14 protein-coding genes are annotated in these 16,536 nt (G+C 70.8%); 8 read left to right on the forward strand and 6 right to left on the reverse strand.

What is annotated here, in order from left to right; genetic code table 11:
• Positions 1-127 precede the first annotated feature (127 nt).
• Positions 128-1,738, forward strand: a complete 1,611-nt coding sequence (locus RKD23_RS01535; RefSeq protein WP_424851884.1) for a TROVE domain-containing protein — start codon at positions 128-130, stop codon at positions 1,736-1,738.
• A gap of 24 nt (positions 1,739-1,762) precedes the next feature.
• Here RKD23_RS01535 and RKD23_RS01540 read toward each other — a convergent pair whose 3' ends face one another.
• A complete protein-coding gene (locus tag RKD23_RS01540) occupies positions 1,763-2,371 on the reverse strand; it encodes an SUKH-4 family immunity protein (RefSeq protein WP_424851885.1) in 609 nt (202 codons plus the stop codon).
• A 134-nt stretch (positions 2,372-2,505) separates the two neighbouring features.
• On the opposite strand from RKD23_RS01540, the gene RKD23_RS01545 reads away from it, so the two are divergent.
• Complete coding sequence (locus tag RKD23_RS01545) at positions 2,506-3,087, forward strand: DinB family protein (protein ID WP_424851886.1); 582 nt, start codon at positions 2,506-2,508, stop codon at positions 3,085-3,087.
• On the opposite strand, the gene RKD23_RS01550 is transcribed toward RKD23_RS01545, so the two are convergent.
• Positions 3,068-3,511 (reverse strand): MarR family winged helix-turn-helix transcriptional regulator, encoded by a 444-nt coding sequence (locus RKD23_RS01550; RefSeq protein WP_424851887.1) that lies wholly within the window; start codon positions 3,509-3,511, stop codon positions 3,068-3,070. The genes RKD23_RS01545 and RKD23_RS01550 overlap by 20 nt on opposite strands.
• Positions 3,512-3,581: 70 nt before the next feature.
• On the opposite strand from RKD23_RS01550, the gene RKD23_RS01555 reads away from it, so the two are divergent.
• From RKD23_RS01555 to RKD23_RS01570, 4 genes are all read left to right on the forward strand, one after another.
• On the forward strand, positions 3,582-4,223 hold the full coding sequence (locus tag RKD23_RS01555; RefSeq protein ID WP_424851888.1) for a maleylpyruvate isomerase family mycothiol-dependent enzyme: 642 nt from the start codon (positions 3,582-3,584) through the stop codon (positions 4,221-4,223).
• A 284-nt stretch (positions 4,224-4,507) separates the two neighbouring features.
• Positions 4,508-5,065, forward strand: a complete 558-nt coding sequence (locus RKD23_RS01560; protein WP_424851889.1) for a PadR family transcriptional regulator — start codon at positions 4,508-4,510, stop codon at positions 5,063-5,065.
• Positions 5,066-5,135: 70 nt separating this feature from the next.
• Complete coding sequence (locus RKD23_RS01565) at positions 5,136-6,860, forward strand: acyl-CoA dehydrogenase family protein (RefSeq protein ID WP_424851890.1); 1,725 nt, start codon at positions 5,136-5,138, stop codon at positions 6,858-6,860.
• Between the two features lie 217 nt (positions 6,861-7,077).
• Positions 7,078-8,775 (forward strand): RICIN domain-containing protein, encoded by a 1,698-nt coding sequence (locus RKD23_RS01570; protein WP_424851891.1) that lies wholly within the window; start codon positions 7,078-7,080, stop codon positions 8,773-8,775.
• A gap of 48 nt (positions 8,776-8,823) precedes the next feature.
• On the opposite strand, the gene RKD23_RS01575 is transcribed toward RKD23_RS01570, so the two are convergent.
• The 4 genes from RKD23_RS01575 to RKD23_RS01590 all read right to left on the reverse strand — a co-directional run bounded on the left by RKD23_RS01575 (position 8,824) and on the right by RKD23_RS01590 (position 13,956).
• Positions 8,824-10,647, reverse strand: coding sequence for a glycoside hydrolase family 2 protein (locus tag RKD23_RS01575; RefSeq protein WP_424851892.1), 1,824 nt, complete (start codon positions 10,645-10,647; stop codon positions 8,824-8,826).
• Between the two features lie 70 nt (positions 10,648-10,717).
• Entirely contained in the window at positions 10,718-11,617 is a 900-nt protein-coding gene (locus RKD23_RS01580; protein WP_424851893.1) for a carbohydrate ABC transporter permease, read from the reverse strand.
• Positions 11,618-11,619: 2 nt separating this feature from the next.
• Positions 11,620-12,570 (reverse strand): carbohydrate ABC transporter permease, encoded by a 951-nt coding sequence (locus RKD23_RS01585; RefSeq protein WP_424851894.1) that lies wholly within the window; start codon positions 12,568-12,570, stop codon positions 11,620-11,622.
• A 21-nt stretch (positions 12,571-12,591) separates the two neighbouring features.
• Entirely contained in the window at positions 12,592-13,956 is a 1,365-nt protein-coding gene (locus tag RKD23_RS01590) for an extracellular solute-binding protein (RefSeq protein ID WP_424851895.1), read from the reverse strand.
• A 257-nt stretch (positions 13,957-14,213) separates the two neighbouring features.
• Between RKD23_RS01590 and RKD23_RS01595 the strand changes: the two genes are divergently transcribed.
• Positions 14,214-15,266, forward strand: a complete 1,053-nt coding sequence (locus tag RKD23_RS01595; protein ID WP_424851896.1) for a LacI family DNA-binding transcriptional regulator — start codon at positions 14,214-14,216, stop codon at positions 15,264-15,266.
• Between the two features lie 195 nt (positions 15,267-15,461).
• Positions 15,462-16,532: a glycoside hydrolase family 43 protein gene (locus RKD23_RS01600; RefSeq protein WP_424851897.1), complete on the forward strand. Its 1,071-nt coding sequence runs from the start codon at positions 15,462-15,464 to the stop codon at positions 16,530-16,532.
• The last annotated feature ends 4 nt before the right edge of the window (positions 16,533-16,536 follow it).

Genomic DNA, 16,536 nt, shown 5'->3' on the forward strand with positions numbered 1-16,536 from the left:
CTCTTGATCTCGGCAGGCGCGGCGCTCTCGCCCCGTCGGACCCTTCGACCGGGGCCGTCCCGTCCCTTGAATCCGGGGGGATTCACTGCCTCGTCACACCCCACGCGTCTCCAAGATCTGGTCCGAGATGCTGGTGGCCCCGCAGGTCTCGGCGGCCGCTCGCTCCGTGCCCCCGCCCCGGCTCCCCCACGCGCCCGCATGGCCGGACCTCCGCGGCTACGCGGGCGGCCCGGCCTTCGTGCGGGAGCCTCGCGAGGAGCTGTTCCTCCTCGCGGTCGGCAACTTCGTCTCCCAGCGGACTTTCTACGAGAGCGGCGAGGAGCGGGACGACCGGTTCCTGCGTCTCGTCGGTGAACTCGCGGTCCAGGATCCCGTATGGACGGCCGGACTGCTGCGCTGGCTTCGCGGGGAGGGCAACATGCGTACGGCGTCCCTGGTGGGGGCCGCGACGTATGTGCGGGCTCGGCTCGATGCCGGGGTGTGCGCGGGTCCGTCGAACCGGTCCGTGATCGACTCGGTGCTCCAGCGGGCCGACGAGCCCGGCGAGCTCCTCGCCTACTGGGTCGCCGCGTACGGGCGGAAAGTGCCGCAGCCGGTGAAGCGGGGCATCGCCGACGGCGTACGGCGGTTGTACACATCTCGGTCCCTGCTCAAGTACGACACCGCCTCCAAGAACTTCCGTTTCGGCGACGTGCTCAACCTGGTGCACGCCTCGCCCGACCCGGACAAGCCCTGGCAGGGCCCGCTCTTCCGCTATGCGCTGGACCGCCGTCATCATCCGGAGCAGGCGGTCGCGCCGGCCTCCGACCACGTACTGACCGCCCATCGGGCGCTGATGGAGATGCCTGCGGACGAACGGCGGGCGGTGGTGACCGGGCCGGGCGGCTCCGAGCGGCTGGCCGCGGCCGGGATGACGTGGGAGGCCCTGGCCGGATGGCTGCACGGACCGATGGACGCCGCGGTCTGGGAGGCCGTGATCCCCACGATGGGGCCGATGGCACTCGTGCGGAACCTGCGGAACTTCGACGAGGCGGGGGTCTCGGACGAGGTCGCGGAGCAGGTCGCCGCGCGGCTCTCGGACGCCTCTGAGGTCGCCCGGTCCCGCCAGTTCCCCTTCCGCTATCTGGCCGCTCACCGGCATGCGCCGTCGCAGCGCTGGGCTGCCGCGCTGGAACGGGCGCTGGGTCATTCCCTGGCCAACGTGCCGTCGCTGCCGGGCCGGACTCTCATTCTGGTGGACCGGTCCGACTCCATGTTCTGGGACACGGTCTCCGAGAGGTCCACGCTGAGCCGGGCGGACGCGGCCGCCGTGTTCGGCACCGCGCTGGCCCTGCGGGCTGAGCATGCGGATCTGGTCGAGTTCGGCTGGAGCAGCAGAGCGGTGGCGTTCGAGCGGGGGGAGCCGGTGCTGGAGGTGCTGCAACGGTTCCACAGTCTCGGAGGCACCCAGACCGCGATGGCGGTACGGGCTCATTACCGGCGGCACGACCGGGTCCTGATCGTCACCGACGAGCAGGCCGCCCCCTACAGCCGTGGCGGCCCGGCCGAACCGGTCCCGGCCGACGTTCCCGTCTATACGTGGAACCTGGCGGGGTACCGGCCCGCCCACGGCCCTGCCGGCCCCCACCGGCACACCTTCGGGGGCCTCACGGACGCCGCGTTCCGGATGGTCGGCCTCATCGAGGCCGGCCGCGAGTCCGCCTGGCCGTGGTGCGGAGGGGTGGATGTCCAGCCCTGAGCGGCTTCCGCCGCGACTCGGCGATCAGCCGTAGAGCGAGCGGGCTCCTGGGCTGTCGCCCTTGAAGCGCCGGCCCGCGGCGATCTCGTCGCCGACCACCGACCAGACGGTCTCGTCGTCCTGGAAAGGGAGCGGGTCGATGCCGCTCGTCTCTTCCCGGACACGCTCGACCTCGCGCTCCAGGCGCTCGAAGTCGGCCTCCTCGTCGCCGCTGAAGGTGAACTCCTCGAGCAGGCGCTGGAACCGGAGGGTGACTTGGACGAGGGACGAGACGTCCGTGTGGAGTTCCTGCACGGTCTCCTCGTCGGCGTCGAAGGCGTGCACCTTGCCGGAATCGGGGTCGAGGGCGAGGTGGGCGTTGAGCAGCCAGCCGATGACGGGCCATTCGTGCGCGTCCTGCGCCGCGTTCTCGAAGTCGTCCGTGTCGACGACGTCCCGGACGAGGGGCAGCCGGCCGGTGTCCTCGTCGGGCTCACGCAGATGGAGCGTCCCGGTGGGGACGCCCGCGGTCTGCAGGAGGCGGGCGCCCTCGGTGTCCGCGGCGGCGGGCGGGAAGGCAGTGGCGGGCAGGGTCGCGATCCGGTCCTCGCCGAACATGTCGGCGAGTTCGCCGCGCGTGATGTCGAAAAGCACTGCCAGAACTCCGAACTCGGCCGCATCGCAGGCGCCGTGGGACTTCTCACGGACGGAAGCGGTGACAACCATAGCGTTGCGGATCGAGGGCCTCCGGCGACTCCCCAGGTCTCCGTTCTATGTACGGTGCGGAAATGACAAGAAGTGAGCGACTCGCGGAGCAGCTGGACTGGTACTGGCACAAGAACCTGCGCCCGCGGCTGGACGGTCTTACCGATGACGAGTACTTCTGGGAGCCGGTGCGCGGCTGCTGGAGCATCCGCCCACGTGGCACCTCGGCCGCACCGATGTCGGCGGGTTCGGGAAAGTGGACGATGGACTTCGCGTCCCCTGCCCCGGTGCCGGCGCCGGTGACCACGATCGCCTGGCGGCTGGCGCACATCATCGTCTCGTGCCTGGGTTATCGGGTCGGCTGGCACTTCGGCGGCCAGGAGGTCGACGCCGAGACATTCGCCTACGCGGGGACCGCTGACGAGGCGCTGAAACAGCTCGATGAGATGTACGGGAGATGGAACGCGGGGGTCCGTGAACTCTCGGACGCCGACCTGGACAATCCGCCCACGGTGGGTCCCGAGCGGTTTCCCATGGAGAACAGGGTCCTGCACGTCAATCGGGAGCTGATCCATCACGGCGCCGAGATCTCCCTGCTGCGCGACCTCTACCGCTGGCAGGACGGAGCCGCAGCGCGCCGAACGGTCAGCGGTGCGGATCGGTGATCTCCCGCAGCGCCTCCAGAGCCTGTCGAAGCTGTCGGGTGCGCCCGGGACCCAGGTGAGCCGTCCATTGGCCCTGGATGTCGCGGACGACGGGCAGGCTCAGCTCGATGAGTTCGTGACCGCGGTCGGTGATGGTGACGAGTCGGGCTCGTGCGTCGCGCGGGTCGGGGGCGCGTCGCACGTATCCGGCCCGCTCGAGCTGGTCGACGATCGACCCGATGGTCTGCTTGCTGACCTGTGACGCCTCGGCCAGCTCGGCCAGCCGCGAGCCCTCGGGGCGGATCCGCTGGAAGACCTGTGCCTGGGTGAGCGAGATGTCGTGCCCGGCGGACTTCAGTGCGGCCATCACGGCCGACTCCATGAAGCGGTACGGGATGAACATCAGGAGTCCGAGGTTGAGCTCGTCGGCGTCGTCGTCGGCCATGCCTCCATCATTGCAGAAGGTCCGAGCCTCGTACTAATATGGTCCGGGATTCGGACTTCTGGAGGCTCTCATGGCCGACTCGAACCCCTACTGGTCCGCTGTCCGCACGACGCGTCTGCGGATCGCCGACCTGCTGGAAGAGCTCGCCCCGGCCGAATGGGAGCAGGAGTCGTTGTGCCGCGGCTGGCGTGTACGGGACGTCGCGGGACACCTCGCGCTGGTCCCCACGATCAGCACCTGGGACATGGTCGCGGTGGCACCGCGTGCGCGGTTCAACCCCGACCGGATCAACACCGTGCTGGCCCGCCGGCACGGCGACCGCGATCCGGCAGACCTGATCACCGCGATCCGCGCCCACGCCGACACCCGGCGAACGGCGAGGGTGCTGGACACGCGCAACGCGTTGTTCGACGCGATCGTCCACAGCCAGGACATCGCCCTGCCGCTCGCTCGGCGGTTTCCCGTCCCGGCCGAGCACAGCCGCGAAGGGCTGCGGCGGGTCTGGGCGATGGGCTGGCCCTTCCACGCCGAGCGCCACCTCGCCGGCTTCACTCTCCGGGCGACCGACACCGACTGGACGGTGGGCGACGGCCCGGAGATCGCCGGGCCCGCTCTGGCTCTGCTGCTGCTCTCGACCGGACGCACGGCCTGTCTGGACGCCCTGCAGGGCGCCGGCGCCGACCGACTCAAGTCCTCGCACGCAGACCGCTGAGACATCCGCTCGAAGACCTCGAAGGCCTCGAAGGACGCGGAGCGTCTGATGCCTCGCACCATCGGCATGACCCTCTACGCCGTTCTCATCGCGACGCGCCCGACTGGGCCCGGATCGCCGAGGCGGTCCTCATCGCCATCGCCGTCGCGCTCCCGGCGCCCGCCGTCCGACCGGCTGCGGCCGAGCGGGCTTGACGCCACCCACACCCTCACGTCCACCGGGTGAGCCGTGTCTCACCCGGGCCCCCCTTGCTATGCAACGAGGTGCATAGCAAGATCGGAGGCATGGCGCTCGACCACGCGATCCTCGTCTCCCTGCTGGAGAAGCCGGGCTCCGGCTATGAGCTGGCCCGGCGGTTCGAGCGGTCCATCGGGTATTTCTGGACCGCCACGCACCAGCAGATCTACCGGGTGCTCAAGCGCATGGAGACCGAGGGCTGGGTCGAGGTCCGGGACGTCCCGCAGTACGGGCGTCCGGACAAGAAGGAGTACTCCGTCACCGGGCCCGGACGCGACGCGCTGTCCGCGTGGCTGCACGAACCGACCGAGCCCGAGAGCGTGCGGCACGACCTCGCGGTGAAGGTCCGCGGCGCCGCCTTCGACGATCCGGCCGACCTGATCCGTGAGGTCGAGCGGCACCGGCAGGCGCACTCGGACCGCCTCGCCCACTACCTCGCCGGCGAGGAGCGCGACTTCGGGGAAGCCCCCGCGGACGGCCCGCTCGACGCCGAACGCGAGCTCCAGCACGTCGTGCTGCGCGGCGGAATCGCGTACGAGCGGATGATGATCGCCTGGCTCGACGACGTCCTCGCCACACTCGCCCGCTTCGGCACCGGTCGCTGACCGGCCGAGCGGGCCCCCGGGACCCGTGCCCGGACCCACCCTCACCCCTCTCAGCCGAAAGGCGGCACCCATGGCCGACGCGCTGCTCTTCAACCCTCGGACGTACGACCCCGCGCACTTCGACCCGGAGACCCGCAGGCTGCTGCGCGCCACCGTCGACTGGTTCGAGGAGCGGGGCAAGCGCCGGCTGATCGAGGACTACCGGACCCGCGCCTGGCTCGGTGACTTCCTGGCCTTCGCCGCGAAGGAGGGCCTCTTCGCGACCTTCCTCACGCCCGCCTCCGCAGCCGGAGAGGGCGAGGGCGACAAGCGCTGGGACACCGCCCGCATAGCCGCGCTCAACGAGATCCTCGGCTTCTACGGCCTGGACTACTGGTACGCCTGGCAGGTCACCATCCTCGGCCTCGGCCCCGTCTGGCAGAGCGACAACGCCGACGCCCGGGCCCGAGCGGCCGAACTCCTCTCCCAGGGCGAGGTGTTCGCCTTCGGCCTGTCCGAGAAGGCGCACGGCGCCGACATCTACTCCACCGACATGCTGCTCGAGCCGGACGGCGACGGCGCCTTCCGGGCCACCGGCTCCAAGTACTACATCGGCAACGGCAACGCCGCCGGGCTGGTCTCCGTCTTCGGCCGCCGCACCGACGTCGAGGGCCCGGACGGCTATGTCTTCTTCGCCGCCGACAGCCGCCACGCGAGCTACCACCTGGTCAAGAACGTCGTCGACTCGTCGAAGTTCGTCAGCGAGTTCCGCCTGGAGGACTATCCCGTAGCCGCCAAGGACGTCCTGCACACCGGCCGCGCCGCCTTCGACGCCGCCCTCAACACGGTCAACGTGGGCAAGTTCAACCTGTGCACCGCCTCGATCGGCATCTGCGAGCACGCGATGTACGAGGCCGTCACCCACGCCCAGAACCGCATCCTCTACGGCCGCCCGGTCACGGCCTTCCCGCATGTGCGGCGGGAGTTGGCCGACGCGTACGTCCGGCTCGTCGGCATGAAGCTGTTCAGCGACCGCGCCGTCGACTACTTCCGCACCGCGGGCCCCGACGACCGCCGCTACCTCCTCTTCAACCCCATGACGAAGATGAAGGTGACCACCGAGGGCGAGAAGGTCATCGACCTGATGTGGGACGTCATCGCGGCCAAGGGCTTCGAGAAGGACAACTACTTCGCCCAGGCCGCCGTCGAGATCCGCGGTCTGCCGAAGCTGGAGGGCACCGTCCACGTCAACCTGGCGCTGATCCTCAAGTTCATGCGCAACCACCTCCTCGACCCGGTCGCCTACGAGCCCGTCCCGACCCGCCTCGACGCGGCCGACGACGACTTCCTCTTCCGGCAGGGGCCCGCCCGCGGCCTCGGCTCGGTGCGCTTCCACGACTGGCGGCCGGCCTTCGACACGTACGCCCATCTGCCCAACGTCGCCCGCTTCCGCGAACAGGCCGACGCGCTCTGCGAGTTCGTCCGCACGGCCGCCCCTGACGAGCAGCAGAGCCGGGACCTCGACCTGCTCCTCGCCGTCGGGCAGCTCTTCGCGCTCGTCGTCCACGGGCAGCTGGTCCTGGAGCAGGCGGCCCTGTCGGGCCTCGACGAGGATGTGCTCGACGAGCTGTTCGCCGTCCTCGTGCGCGACTTCTCCGCGCACGCCGTCGAGCTGCACGGCAAGGACTCCGCGACCGAGGAGCAGCAGACTTGGGCGCTCGGCGCGGTCCGGCGTCCGGTGGTCGACGGGGCGCGTTCGGAGCGTGTCTGGCAGCGCGTCGAGGCGCTGTCGGGGGCGTACGAGATGATGCCCTGACGATTCGTCAGGGTCTCGCAGGGGCCTGCGGGTAGGGCGGCGGCCGGCGAAACGCCGGTCGCCGTAGCCCCCGAGGCCTTCCGGTACTCCTGCTCAACTCGACCCCATGACGGAGCAGTTGCCCGACTCGGCCTTCACGCGCACACCGGTTTACATCGATGTACATGCGGCTCTAGCCTGACACGGATCCCCCTCCCCCGCAGGAAGGAAGACCGCGTTGATCCTCCGCCTGTCACACCTCACCGGACGCCGCAGGCGTCGCCCCCGGGCTCGTGCCGCGCTGTTCGGCCTCGTCACGGCGCTGGGCCTGGTGCTCGCCGGCCCGGCCGCCGCCGACGTACCACCGGCTCCCGCCGTACCGGTGGCGGACGACCTCTCCCCCACCGCCACGGGCACGCCCTTGCGGGACGGAACGGCGCTGTACCCGCGTCTGGTCCGGCTCGCGCACAACGGCCCGGCCAATGGCCGTGTCCTCGCCAGTGCCGTCACCTTCGACGGCAACAACGGCATCGGCGCCATCCACGAGAGCACCGACTCCGGAGCGAGTTTCCGCGAGGTCGGCCGGATCTCCGATCCCGAGGCCGCGGCGGGCCAGGGCCTGTGCTGCGCGACCCTCTTCGAACTCCCCCGGCAGGTCGGCGCGTTGCCCGCCGGAACCCTGCTCTGGGCCTCCTCCGTGGGCCAGGACGAGCAGAACCGCCGTATGGCGCTGCGGATCTGGCGGAGCAACGACGTGGGGCGGACGTGGTCCTATCTGTCGGCATGCGCGGTGGCGAACGGCACGGGCGGGCTGTGGGAACCGGAGTTCTCCGTGGCCGCCGACGGCGCTCTCGTGTGCCACTACGCGGACGAGACGGACCCGGCGCACAGCCAGAAGCTCGTCGCCGCCCGCAGTTACGACGGGGTGCACTGGCAGGGCCACCACGACACCGTCGCGAGCACCTGGTCCGAGGACCGGCCGGGCATGCCGGTGGTGCGCCGGCTGCCGAACGGCACGTACTTCATGAGCTACGAGATTTGCAATCCCGGCGGCCAGTACCAGTGCGTGGTGCACTACCGCACCTCCACCGACGGCTGGAACTGGGGCAGCCCGGCCGCGCTCGGGTTCCGGCCGGAGACCGTCGACGGCAAGTACTTCCGCGCCGCGCCGACCATCGCCTGGGCACCGGCGCCCGGCGGCGGGCCGAACGGGCGGATCCTGCTGATCGGGCAGCGCCTGCTCAACCGCGACGGCAGCCCCGCCGCGGACAGCGGCCGGACGATCCTCGCCAACACCGAGAACGGCAGCGGTCCGTGGTACGAGATACCGTCGCCGGTGACCGTGCCGGAGCCCGGGGTGAACTACTGCCAGAACTACAGCTCACCGCTGCTGCCTTCGGTCGACGGCAGCCGCGTCCTGCAGATCGCCACCGACTTCGACGGCACGGTGTGCCGGGCCTGGTTCGGCAGCGGCTCACTGACCGGCAGCGGTGACGCGGCCGGAGTCGTCGACGGCGGGCTCTACCGGCTGGTCGACGCCGGCAGCGGGCACTGCCTGGACGTCGCCGCCGACTCCCGTGCGCCAGGCGGAAACGTCCAGCAGTGGACCTGCAACAGGCTCGGCCCGCAGGAGTGGACCCTGCGGGCCCACGGCGGCGGCCACTTCACGCTGACCGGGCGGAACAGCGGTCTGTGCCTCGACGTGGAGAACGGCTCCCCCGCGCCGGGCGCGAACGTGCGGCAGTGGTACTGCAACGGGCAGGCCGCCCAGGACTGGCGGCCGGAGAACGTCGGCCGGGGGTACTACCGGCTGGTCGTGCGCTCCAGCGGCCAGTGTCTGGACGTGGCGGCGGGCTCGCGTGAGCCCGGGGCCAATGTCCAGCAGTGGACGTGCAACGGGCTCCAGCCGCAGATCTGGCGGCTGGAGCGGGTGTGACGCACGGGCGTCCTCCCGGTGGATGCCGGGAGGACGCCGCCGGTCCGGCTACTCCTGGAGCCGCTCCTCGATCGCGGCCGGCCGCAGTTGTGCGGCCCGGACGCGGTCGACGTCGAGCTTGACGCCGCGGTCGAAGCGGTAGATGCCGTTCTGTTCCTGGAAGACGTCCGTCAGCTGGGTGTAGCAGTAGCCGAACATGTTCGGGTCCTCCAGCAGCACTTGGGTGAGTCCGGCGAAGCGGGCGTGGAACTCCTCCTCGTCGCGGACCCGTTCGCCGTACCCCCAGGAGGCGGTACGGTCCTCGCCCGACTGGGCGGCGGCCGCCTCGGGGTCCCACCAGATGCCGCCGAACTCGCTGACGAAGTAGGGCTGTCCGCGGTACGGCTGCGAGTAGGCGGCCCCGTTGTCGTAGGAGTTGACGAAGGGGTCGTCCTTGGCCAGCCCGGACATCAGCGTGCGGAACGCCTCGGGGTCCTGCTCGTAGTTGTGGGCGTCGTAGATGTCGGTCTCGGCGACCCGGTGGGAGTAGCCGGAGGCGTCGACGACCGGCCGGGTGGTGTCCATGGCCTTGGTGGCCAGGAACATCGCGCGGGTCACGGCGTCGAGCTGGGTGATGCGGTCGTGCAGCTTCTGGTACGTCTCGTTCAGCGGGCACCAGCCGATGATCGAGGGGTGGGAGTAGTCGCGTTCGAGGGCCTCCAGCCACTGGGAGACGTAGGAGGCGTCGGGCTGTTGGTTGTCGCCCGAGGAACCGCCCACCTCGCAGCCCCAGTCCCCGAACTCGCCCCACACCAGATAGCCGAGGCGGTCGGCGTGGTACAGGAAACGCTCCTCGAAGACCTTCTGGTGCAGCCGCGCCCCGTTGAAGCCGGCCGCCATGGCCAGCTCGATGTCCCGGACGAGGGCGGCGTCGGTGGGCGCGGTCATCAGGCCGTCCGGGTACCAGCCCTGGTCGAGCACCAGGCGCTGGAAGACCGGGCGGCCGTTGAGGGTGACAGCCTTGCCCCGAAGCCCCACGGCGCGCAGGCCGGCGTAGCTGTCGGCGCAGTCCACCAACTGCCCGGCCGCGTCGAGGAGTTCGAGTCGCAGGCCGTAGAGGTGCGGGTCGTCGGGGCCCCACTCGCGGCGCCTGTCGTCGGGGACCGGCAGGACCAGGCGGGGGGCCATGTCCAGGTCGGCGCGGACCTCGGCGCAGCTCACCTCGCCGTCCCCGTCGCTGAGCACGGCACGCACACGGAGGCCCGGGCGGTTGCCGGACAGCGGCAGTTCGAGGTGGAAGGCGGAGCCGGCGAGGTCAGGCGTGATCCGGGGCCGCCTGAGGTGCAGTTCGGGCACGGGCTCGAGCCAGACGGTCTGCCAGATGCCCGTCACCCGGGTGTAGTTGCAGTCGTGGTTGGCGTACTGGACGGCCTGTTTGCCGCGCGCCTGGGGCCCTGTCTTGGGGTCGCGGGCCCGGACGGTGATGACGACGTCCGCCCCGGAGCCGGCGATGTCGCCGAGGTCGGCGGTGAAGGGGGTGAAGCCGCCGCGATGCCGGGCGACCTCGCGCCCGTCGGCCCACACGGTGGTGTCGTAGTCGACGGCACCGAAGTGCAGCAGCACCCGCCGCCCGGCCCAGTCGGCCGGCAGCGTGACGGTACGGCGGTACCAGACGGCCTCGAGGAAGTCGGTGTCACCGATGCCGGACAGCTCGGACTCGGGCGGGAAGGGGACGAGGATCTCGTCGTGCAGTGCGCGGTCGAGGAGGCCGCGTTCGAGTCCGCTGTCCCCGCGGTCGGTCTCGAACTGCCAGGCGCCGTTGAGGTTGAGCCAGTCGCTGCGCACGAACTGCGGGCGCGGGTACTCCGGGCGCGGTACGGAGTGAGTGGGCACACATGCTCCAGTCGATCGGGCGGCCGGCGAGCGAGCCGCCGTGCCTGCGTGTACGGCGGGAAAGGTGGGGTCAGGAGCCGCCGAGGCCGGTGGTGGCCACGGAGTCGACGATGCGGCGCTGGAAGAGGAGGAACACCACGATCAGCGGCAGCGCGGCCAGCAGCGCGGACGCCATGGACTGCGCGTACTGGATGCCGAAGGCGTCCTTCACGGTGGCCAGGCCGACCGGGAGGGTCATCAGGCCGGGGTCGTTGGTGACGACGAACGGCCACATGAAGTTGTTCCACGCGCCGATGAACACGAAGATCGACACGGCGGCGACGATCGGCCGTGACAGCGGCAGCACGATGGACAGGAAGACCCGGAACTCGGACGCGCCGTCGATCCGGGCGGCGTCCTCCAGCTCCCGGGGGATGCCGTCGAAGAAGCGCTTGAGGATGAACACCATCATGGGCGCGACCACTTGAGGCAGGACGACGGCCGCATAGGTGTCCACCAGGTCGAACAGCAGCATCTGCTCGAAGAGCGGGACGACGAGCAGCTGCGGCGGGACCATGACGGCGGCCACCGTGACACCGAGCAGGGCCCTGCGGCCGCGGAAGGTGCCGCGCGAGAGACCGTAGGCGGCGAGGGTGGAGACGACCACGGTCAGGAGCGTCACCAGCCCGGCGATCAGAAAGCTGTTGAAGGCCCAGAGGGTGACATTGCCGCGCTCCAGGATCTGGCGGTACGCCTCCAGGGTGAAGGCGCCCTTGAAGGGCGAGAGTCCCGGGGTGGCCACGTCCTGCTCGCTCTGCACGGAGGTGGCGACCGCCCAGACGAACGGCAGCAGCCAGAGGGCCGCCAGGAGGGCCAGCGCCGTGCCGGCCAGGACACGCGGCGTCCGGCCGTGACCGAGGAGCAGTGGCGAGCCGTCGTGGCGCAGCGGTGGGCGGCGCCGTGGACGCAGGGTGGGTGCGGTGACGGACACGGTCAGTCCTCCCGGCGGAACAGGCGCAGCTGGACGAGTGAGACGACGACGATGAGGGCGAAGAAGAGGTACGAGACGGCGGAGGCGTAGCCCAGCCGGTAGCCGGTGAAGCCGACGTCGTAGACGTACTCAAGGACCGGGCGGGTCGAGCCGCCCGGGCCGCCCTTGGTGAGGATGTAGATCTGGTCGAACACCTTCAGCGAGGCGAGGATCTGGAGCATGGCCACCAGCGCGGTGGTCCTGCGCAGTTGCGGCAGGGTGACGGACCACAGCCGCCGCCACGCCCCGGCGCCGTCCAGGGCGGCGGCCTCGTCGTAGGTGGTGGGCAGGGACTGGAGTGCGGCGAGGTAGAGCAGGAAGTTGAAGCCGACCGTCCACCACACGGTGAGCGCGGTGATCGACCACATCGCGACGGCCTCGTCGGAGAGCCAGCCGACGGGTCCGGCACCGAAGGCGTCGAGGAACTGGTTGGCCAGGCCGATGTCCGGCTGGTAGAGCCAGGCCCAGACGAGGGTCACCACGGTCACGGGCAGCAGGTAGGGGGCGAAGAAGGCCAGCCGCCAGGCCCACTGCCCGGCGAGCCCGCTGTGCACCAGCAGCGCCATCGCCAGGGCGACGAGGACGAGCGGCACAGAGGAGATGACGGTGAAGAAGACGGTGTTGCCGAGGCTGCTCCACACGTCGGGGTCCCCGAAGGCCTCGGCGTAGTTGTCGAAGCCGACGAACGTGGTGTCGCGCAGGGCGAGGGAGCTGTCGGTGAAGCTCATCCACAGCCCTTGCGCGATCGGCCAGACCATGAAGAGGGCGAAGAGGACCAGGAACGGCAGGACGAAGACCAGTCCGTTGCCGGCGGTCGTACGGATCGCCCAGCGGCCGGGCCGGCGGGAGTCGCCGGCCGGGGTTGCGGCAGCGTCTGCGCGCACTTGGGCGCCGTGAGGTGCGGTGGTGGTCATGTCGGTCACTCCTTTCGTTCGTCAGGCCACCGGGTTGGGCTGCCGCAGCAGCGTGTCGGCCTCGCCGACCATCTGCCGCACGGCCTTCTCGGGGGTCGTGTTGCCCAGCAGGGCCGACTGAAGGGGCTGGCACATCCGGTTCTGGAAGTTCGAGCCGGCTCCGGCGAACCAGTTCGGCGGGTCGAGCACCGCGACCTGTGCGGCCCGCGCGTACGAGGACTGCGGGTCGAGGGCGGCGTACTCCGGCCGCGCGAGCACGGGCTGGTACGCAGGGATGTGACCGGCGCTCGCCCAGGTCAGGCTCTGCTTGACGATCTCGGCGACGTACCGGTGTGCTTCGCGGCGCCTCGCCGGGTCGGGGTTCTCCTGGCGCGGGAGGACGAAGCTGTGGCTGTCGGTGTAGACGGCCGGCTTGTCGAAGACCTGGGGGAAGGGTGCGGCGCCGAGCGGGATGCCGGACTTCTTCAAGGTGGGCAGTTCCCACTCCCCCAGCATGACCATGCCGCCGCGACCGCCGATGAATCCGGCCATCGCGCCGTTGTAGTCCAGGTTGTTGGGGTTGGTGCGGCCGTCGAAGAGCTGCTGCATGAACGTCACGACCCGCACCGCGGCGTCGATGTCGATCTGGGCCGGGCCCCCCTCGGGGAGGGTGAAGGACGCGCCGGTCTGTGCGTAGAGGGCGGCGAACTGCCGCCAGCTCTGTGCCGTGTCGGTGACGTGGCCGAACAGAATGCCCGACTGTCCGGTCGCCTCGGCCAGCGCCCGCCCGGCGTCCAGCAGGGCTTCCGGTGAGCCCATCGGGGCCAGCTCGCCCGAGGAGTCGAGCAGTCCCGCGGTGTCGGCCGCCTCCTTGTCGTAGAAGACGATGAAGGGGTGTACGTCCAGCGGGATCGCGTGGACGACGCCGTCGTGGAGCGTCCGCTGCCAGACGGCGGGGGCGAAGTCCTTCTCGGTGACGCCGAATTCGGCGAGCAGATCCAGGTCGAAGGGGTCCAGGAGGCCGCCCGGCGCATAGCCGGCCAGCCGCGACAGGTGCAGGACCGCCACGTCGCACGCGCGGCCACCGGCGGCCGACATGGCGAGCTTGGTGTAGTAGGAGGGGCCCCAGTCGAGGATGGTCCGCTTCACCTCGAAGCCCCGCGGGCCTGCGGAGACGGCCTCGATCATGTCGTCCATCAGCATGCCGTCGCCGCCCTGGAACAGGTCCCAGACGCTGAGGTCCGAGGCGCCGGAGGCCGCCGCCGGCGACGCGCAGCCGGACAGCGGTCCGGCGGCGGCCAGTGCTCCCGCCGCGGCCAGGGTGTGGTGCATGAGCCGGCGGCGGGTGAGGCCCCGCGGCCGATCGGAGGGGGGCGCTGCTTCTGGTACGGGAGAGCGGGAGGACATCGCTGACCTTTCGACGGCCGGACGCGCGCGCCGGACCGGCGGTGGGCCACGGAAGGGTGGCCACCGGCGGCGGCAGACGGTGGTGCGCACCGGTGGGATCGGTGCGGTGGCACGTTTTTACATCGATGTACATTGGCTGTAAAGAGCCTCGGCCGCACCGCCCGGGATCGGTGCCGGACAGCCCGCACGGACTGCGCTCAGATCCGCGCCACCCCCGGACATAGACTCGGCACGCGCGAAGGGGCAGGGAGGTCTCGGTGGCACGACCCAGGATCAAGGACGTCGCACGGCACGCGGGGGTGTCGGAGAAGACGGTCTCCAACGTGATCAACGACTACGAACACGTCTCCGAGCGGACCAGGCGCGCGGTGCAGGAGGCGATCGAACACCTCGGCTACAAGGTGAACCTGGCCGGGCGTCACCTCCGCAAGGGACGCACCGGCATCATCGCCCTCGTGGTCCCCGAGCTGGACGTCCCCTACTTCGCCGAACTGGCCCGGCATGTCATCCGGGAGGCCGAGGCGCACTCGCTGACCGTGCTGATCCATCAGACCGGGGGCGACCGGGACCACGAGCTGTCGGCACTCGCCGGGTTCGGCTCCGCCTTCGTCGACGGGGTCATCCTCAGCCCGCTCGCCCTCACCGCCGACGATCTGCGCGATCGTGCGGACGCCCCGCCCACGGTGCTGCTCGGGGAGCTGCTGGAGGAGGGCGCCGACCATGTCGCCATCGACAACGAGAAGGCCGCGCGGGAGGCGACCGAGCACCTGATCGGCCTCGGACGCCGCGCGATCCTGGCCATCGGCGGCCGGGACGACGTCGGGCTGGGCACGGCCGAGGCGCGCACCCGCGGCTATCGCACCGCCCTCGAGGAGGCCGGCATCGCCCACGATCCGGCCGCGGCGATCCCCGTCGCGTCGTTCAGGATGCCCGACGGCCACGAGGCCGTGGCCCGGGCGCTGGAGACCGGCGCGCGGCCGGACGCGCTGCTGTGCCTCAACGACCAACTGGCGCTGGGCGCACTGCGCGCGCTGCACGAGCACGGCGTCCGGGTGCCCGAGGACGTGGCCGTCATCGGCTTCGACGACGTGGAGGGCGGACGGTTCAGCGTGCCGACGCTGAGCACCGTGGCGCCCGACAAGGCCGCGGTGGCGAAGGTGGCCGTCGAGCTGCTGCAACGCCGTATGGACGAGGCGGCGGGCACCGGCGAGGCCGACGACCGCGCGCCGCGGGATCTGGTGGTGCCGCACCGGCTCGTGCTGCGGGAGAGCACGGAGGGAGCGGCGGGGAACCGCCCTGTGCGGACCTGAACCGGCGACGGCACGCGCGGCGCCACGGCGGCACCCCTCGCCTCTTGACCGTCCTGCCCGTGCCGTCCCAGAGGCCTGGCCCCGAACTCCGGGTGACCCGAGCGCCCCTCATTGACATGCTCACCACGAGACAGGATGCTGCCCCGTATTCCATCGATGTAAAGCGTGCTGGACGATCGGACCACGGGAGCAACCATGAAGCGTGAACCACGCCTCCTCGGGGCAGCCACCCTGGCGCTGAGCCTGCTGCTCGCGCTCGTGACGGCCCTGTCGACGCCCGACACCGCCCAGGCGGGTCAGACCTCCCTGCGCGCCGCCGACCCGAGCGTCCTGCGGGTCGGCGGCACCTATGTGTCGGTGCAGTCGACCGGCGACGGCATCGCCGTACGACAGGCCTCCTCGACGGCCGCCCTGGCCACGGCGCCCGCTCGCCGGGTGTGGTCGGACACGCGGGGCCTCGGTGAGGTGTGGGCACCGGAGATCGTCCGCGACGGCGGCCGCTACTACGTCTACTTCTCGGCCGGACGCGGCTCCGCCCACCGGATGTACGTGATCAGCTCGGCGAACCCGGACAGCGGCTACACGGCCGCAACCCGGCTCGCCCTCCCCGACGACAAATGGGCCATCGACGGCACCCTGTTCACCTTCGGCGGGCAGCGCTGGTTCGTCTGGTCCGGCTGGGCCGGCGACACCAACGTCGAGCAGAACCTGTACATCGCCCGCATGAGCAGCCCCACCACACCGACCGGCCCGCGACACGTCATCTCGCAGCCACGCGAGAGCTGGGAGCGAGTCGTCGGGAACCCCTACATCAACGAGGCGCCCGAGGCCGTCAAGGACCCGAACGGCCAACTCCACATCGTCTACTCCGCCAACGGCAGCTGGAGCGACCAGTACTGTCTCGCCGACCTGCGGCTGCGGGCCGGCGGCGACCCGACGTACGTGTGGGACTGGTACAAGTCGAACGGCTGCCTCTTCGGCTCCCACCGCGCGACCATGATGACCGGCTGGGACCCGACGCTGTACGTCGACGGGCCCGGCCACCACAGCTTCGTGCTCCTCGACGGCGACATCGCCACGAGCCCGCCCGCCGGTCCCACGTTCCCTCTGATGTTCCACGCGGTGCCGAAGGGGACGCCGTACGCCTGGGAGAACCGGTACTGGTACACCGGCTCCTTCTGCTGGTGGGGCGGGACCACCTACAGCCGCGCCAACGTCCCCGGGCCTGTGACGGACACCGGCTGGAGCCTCAAGTTCTTCGAGTGAAGGC

Source organism: Streptomyces sp. SAI-170, assembly GCF_049739565.1.
Lineage (GTDB): Bacteria > Actinomycetota > Actinomycetes > Streptomycetales > Streptomycetaceae > Streptomyces.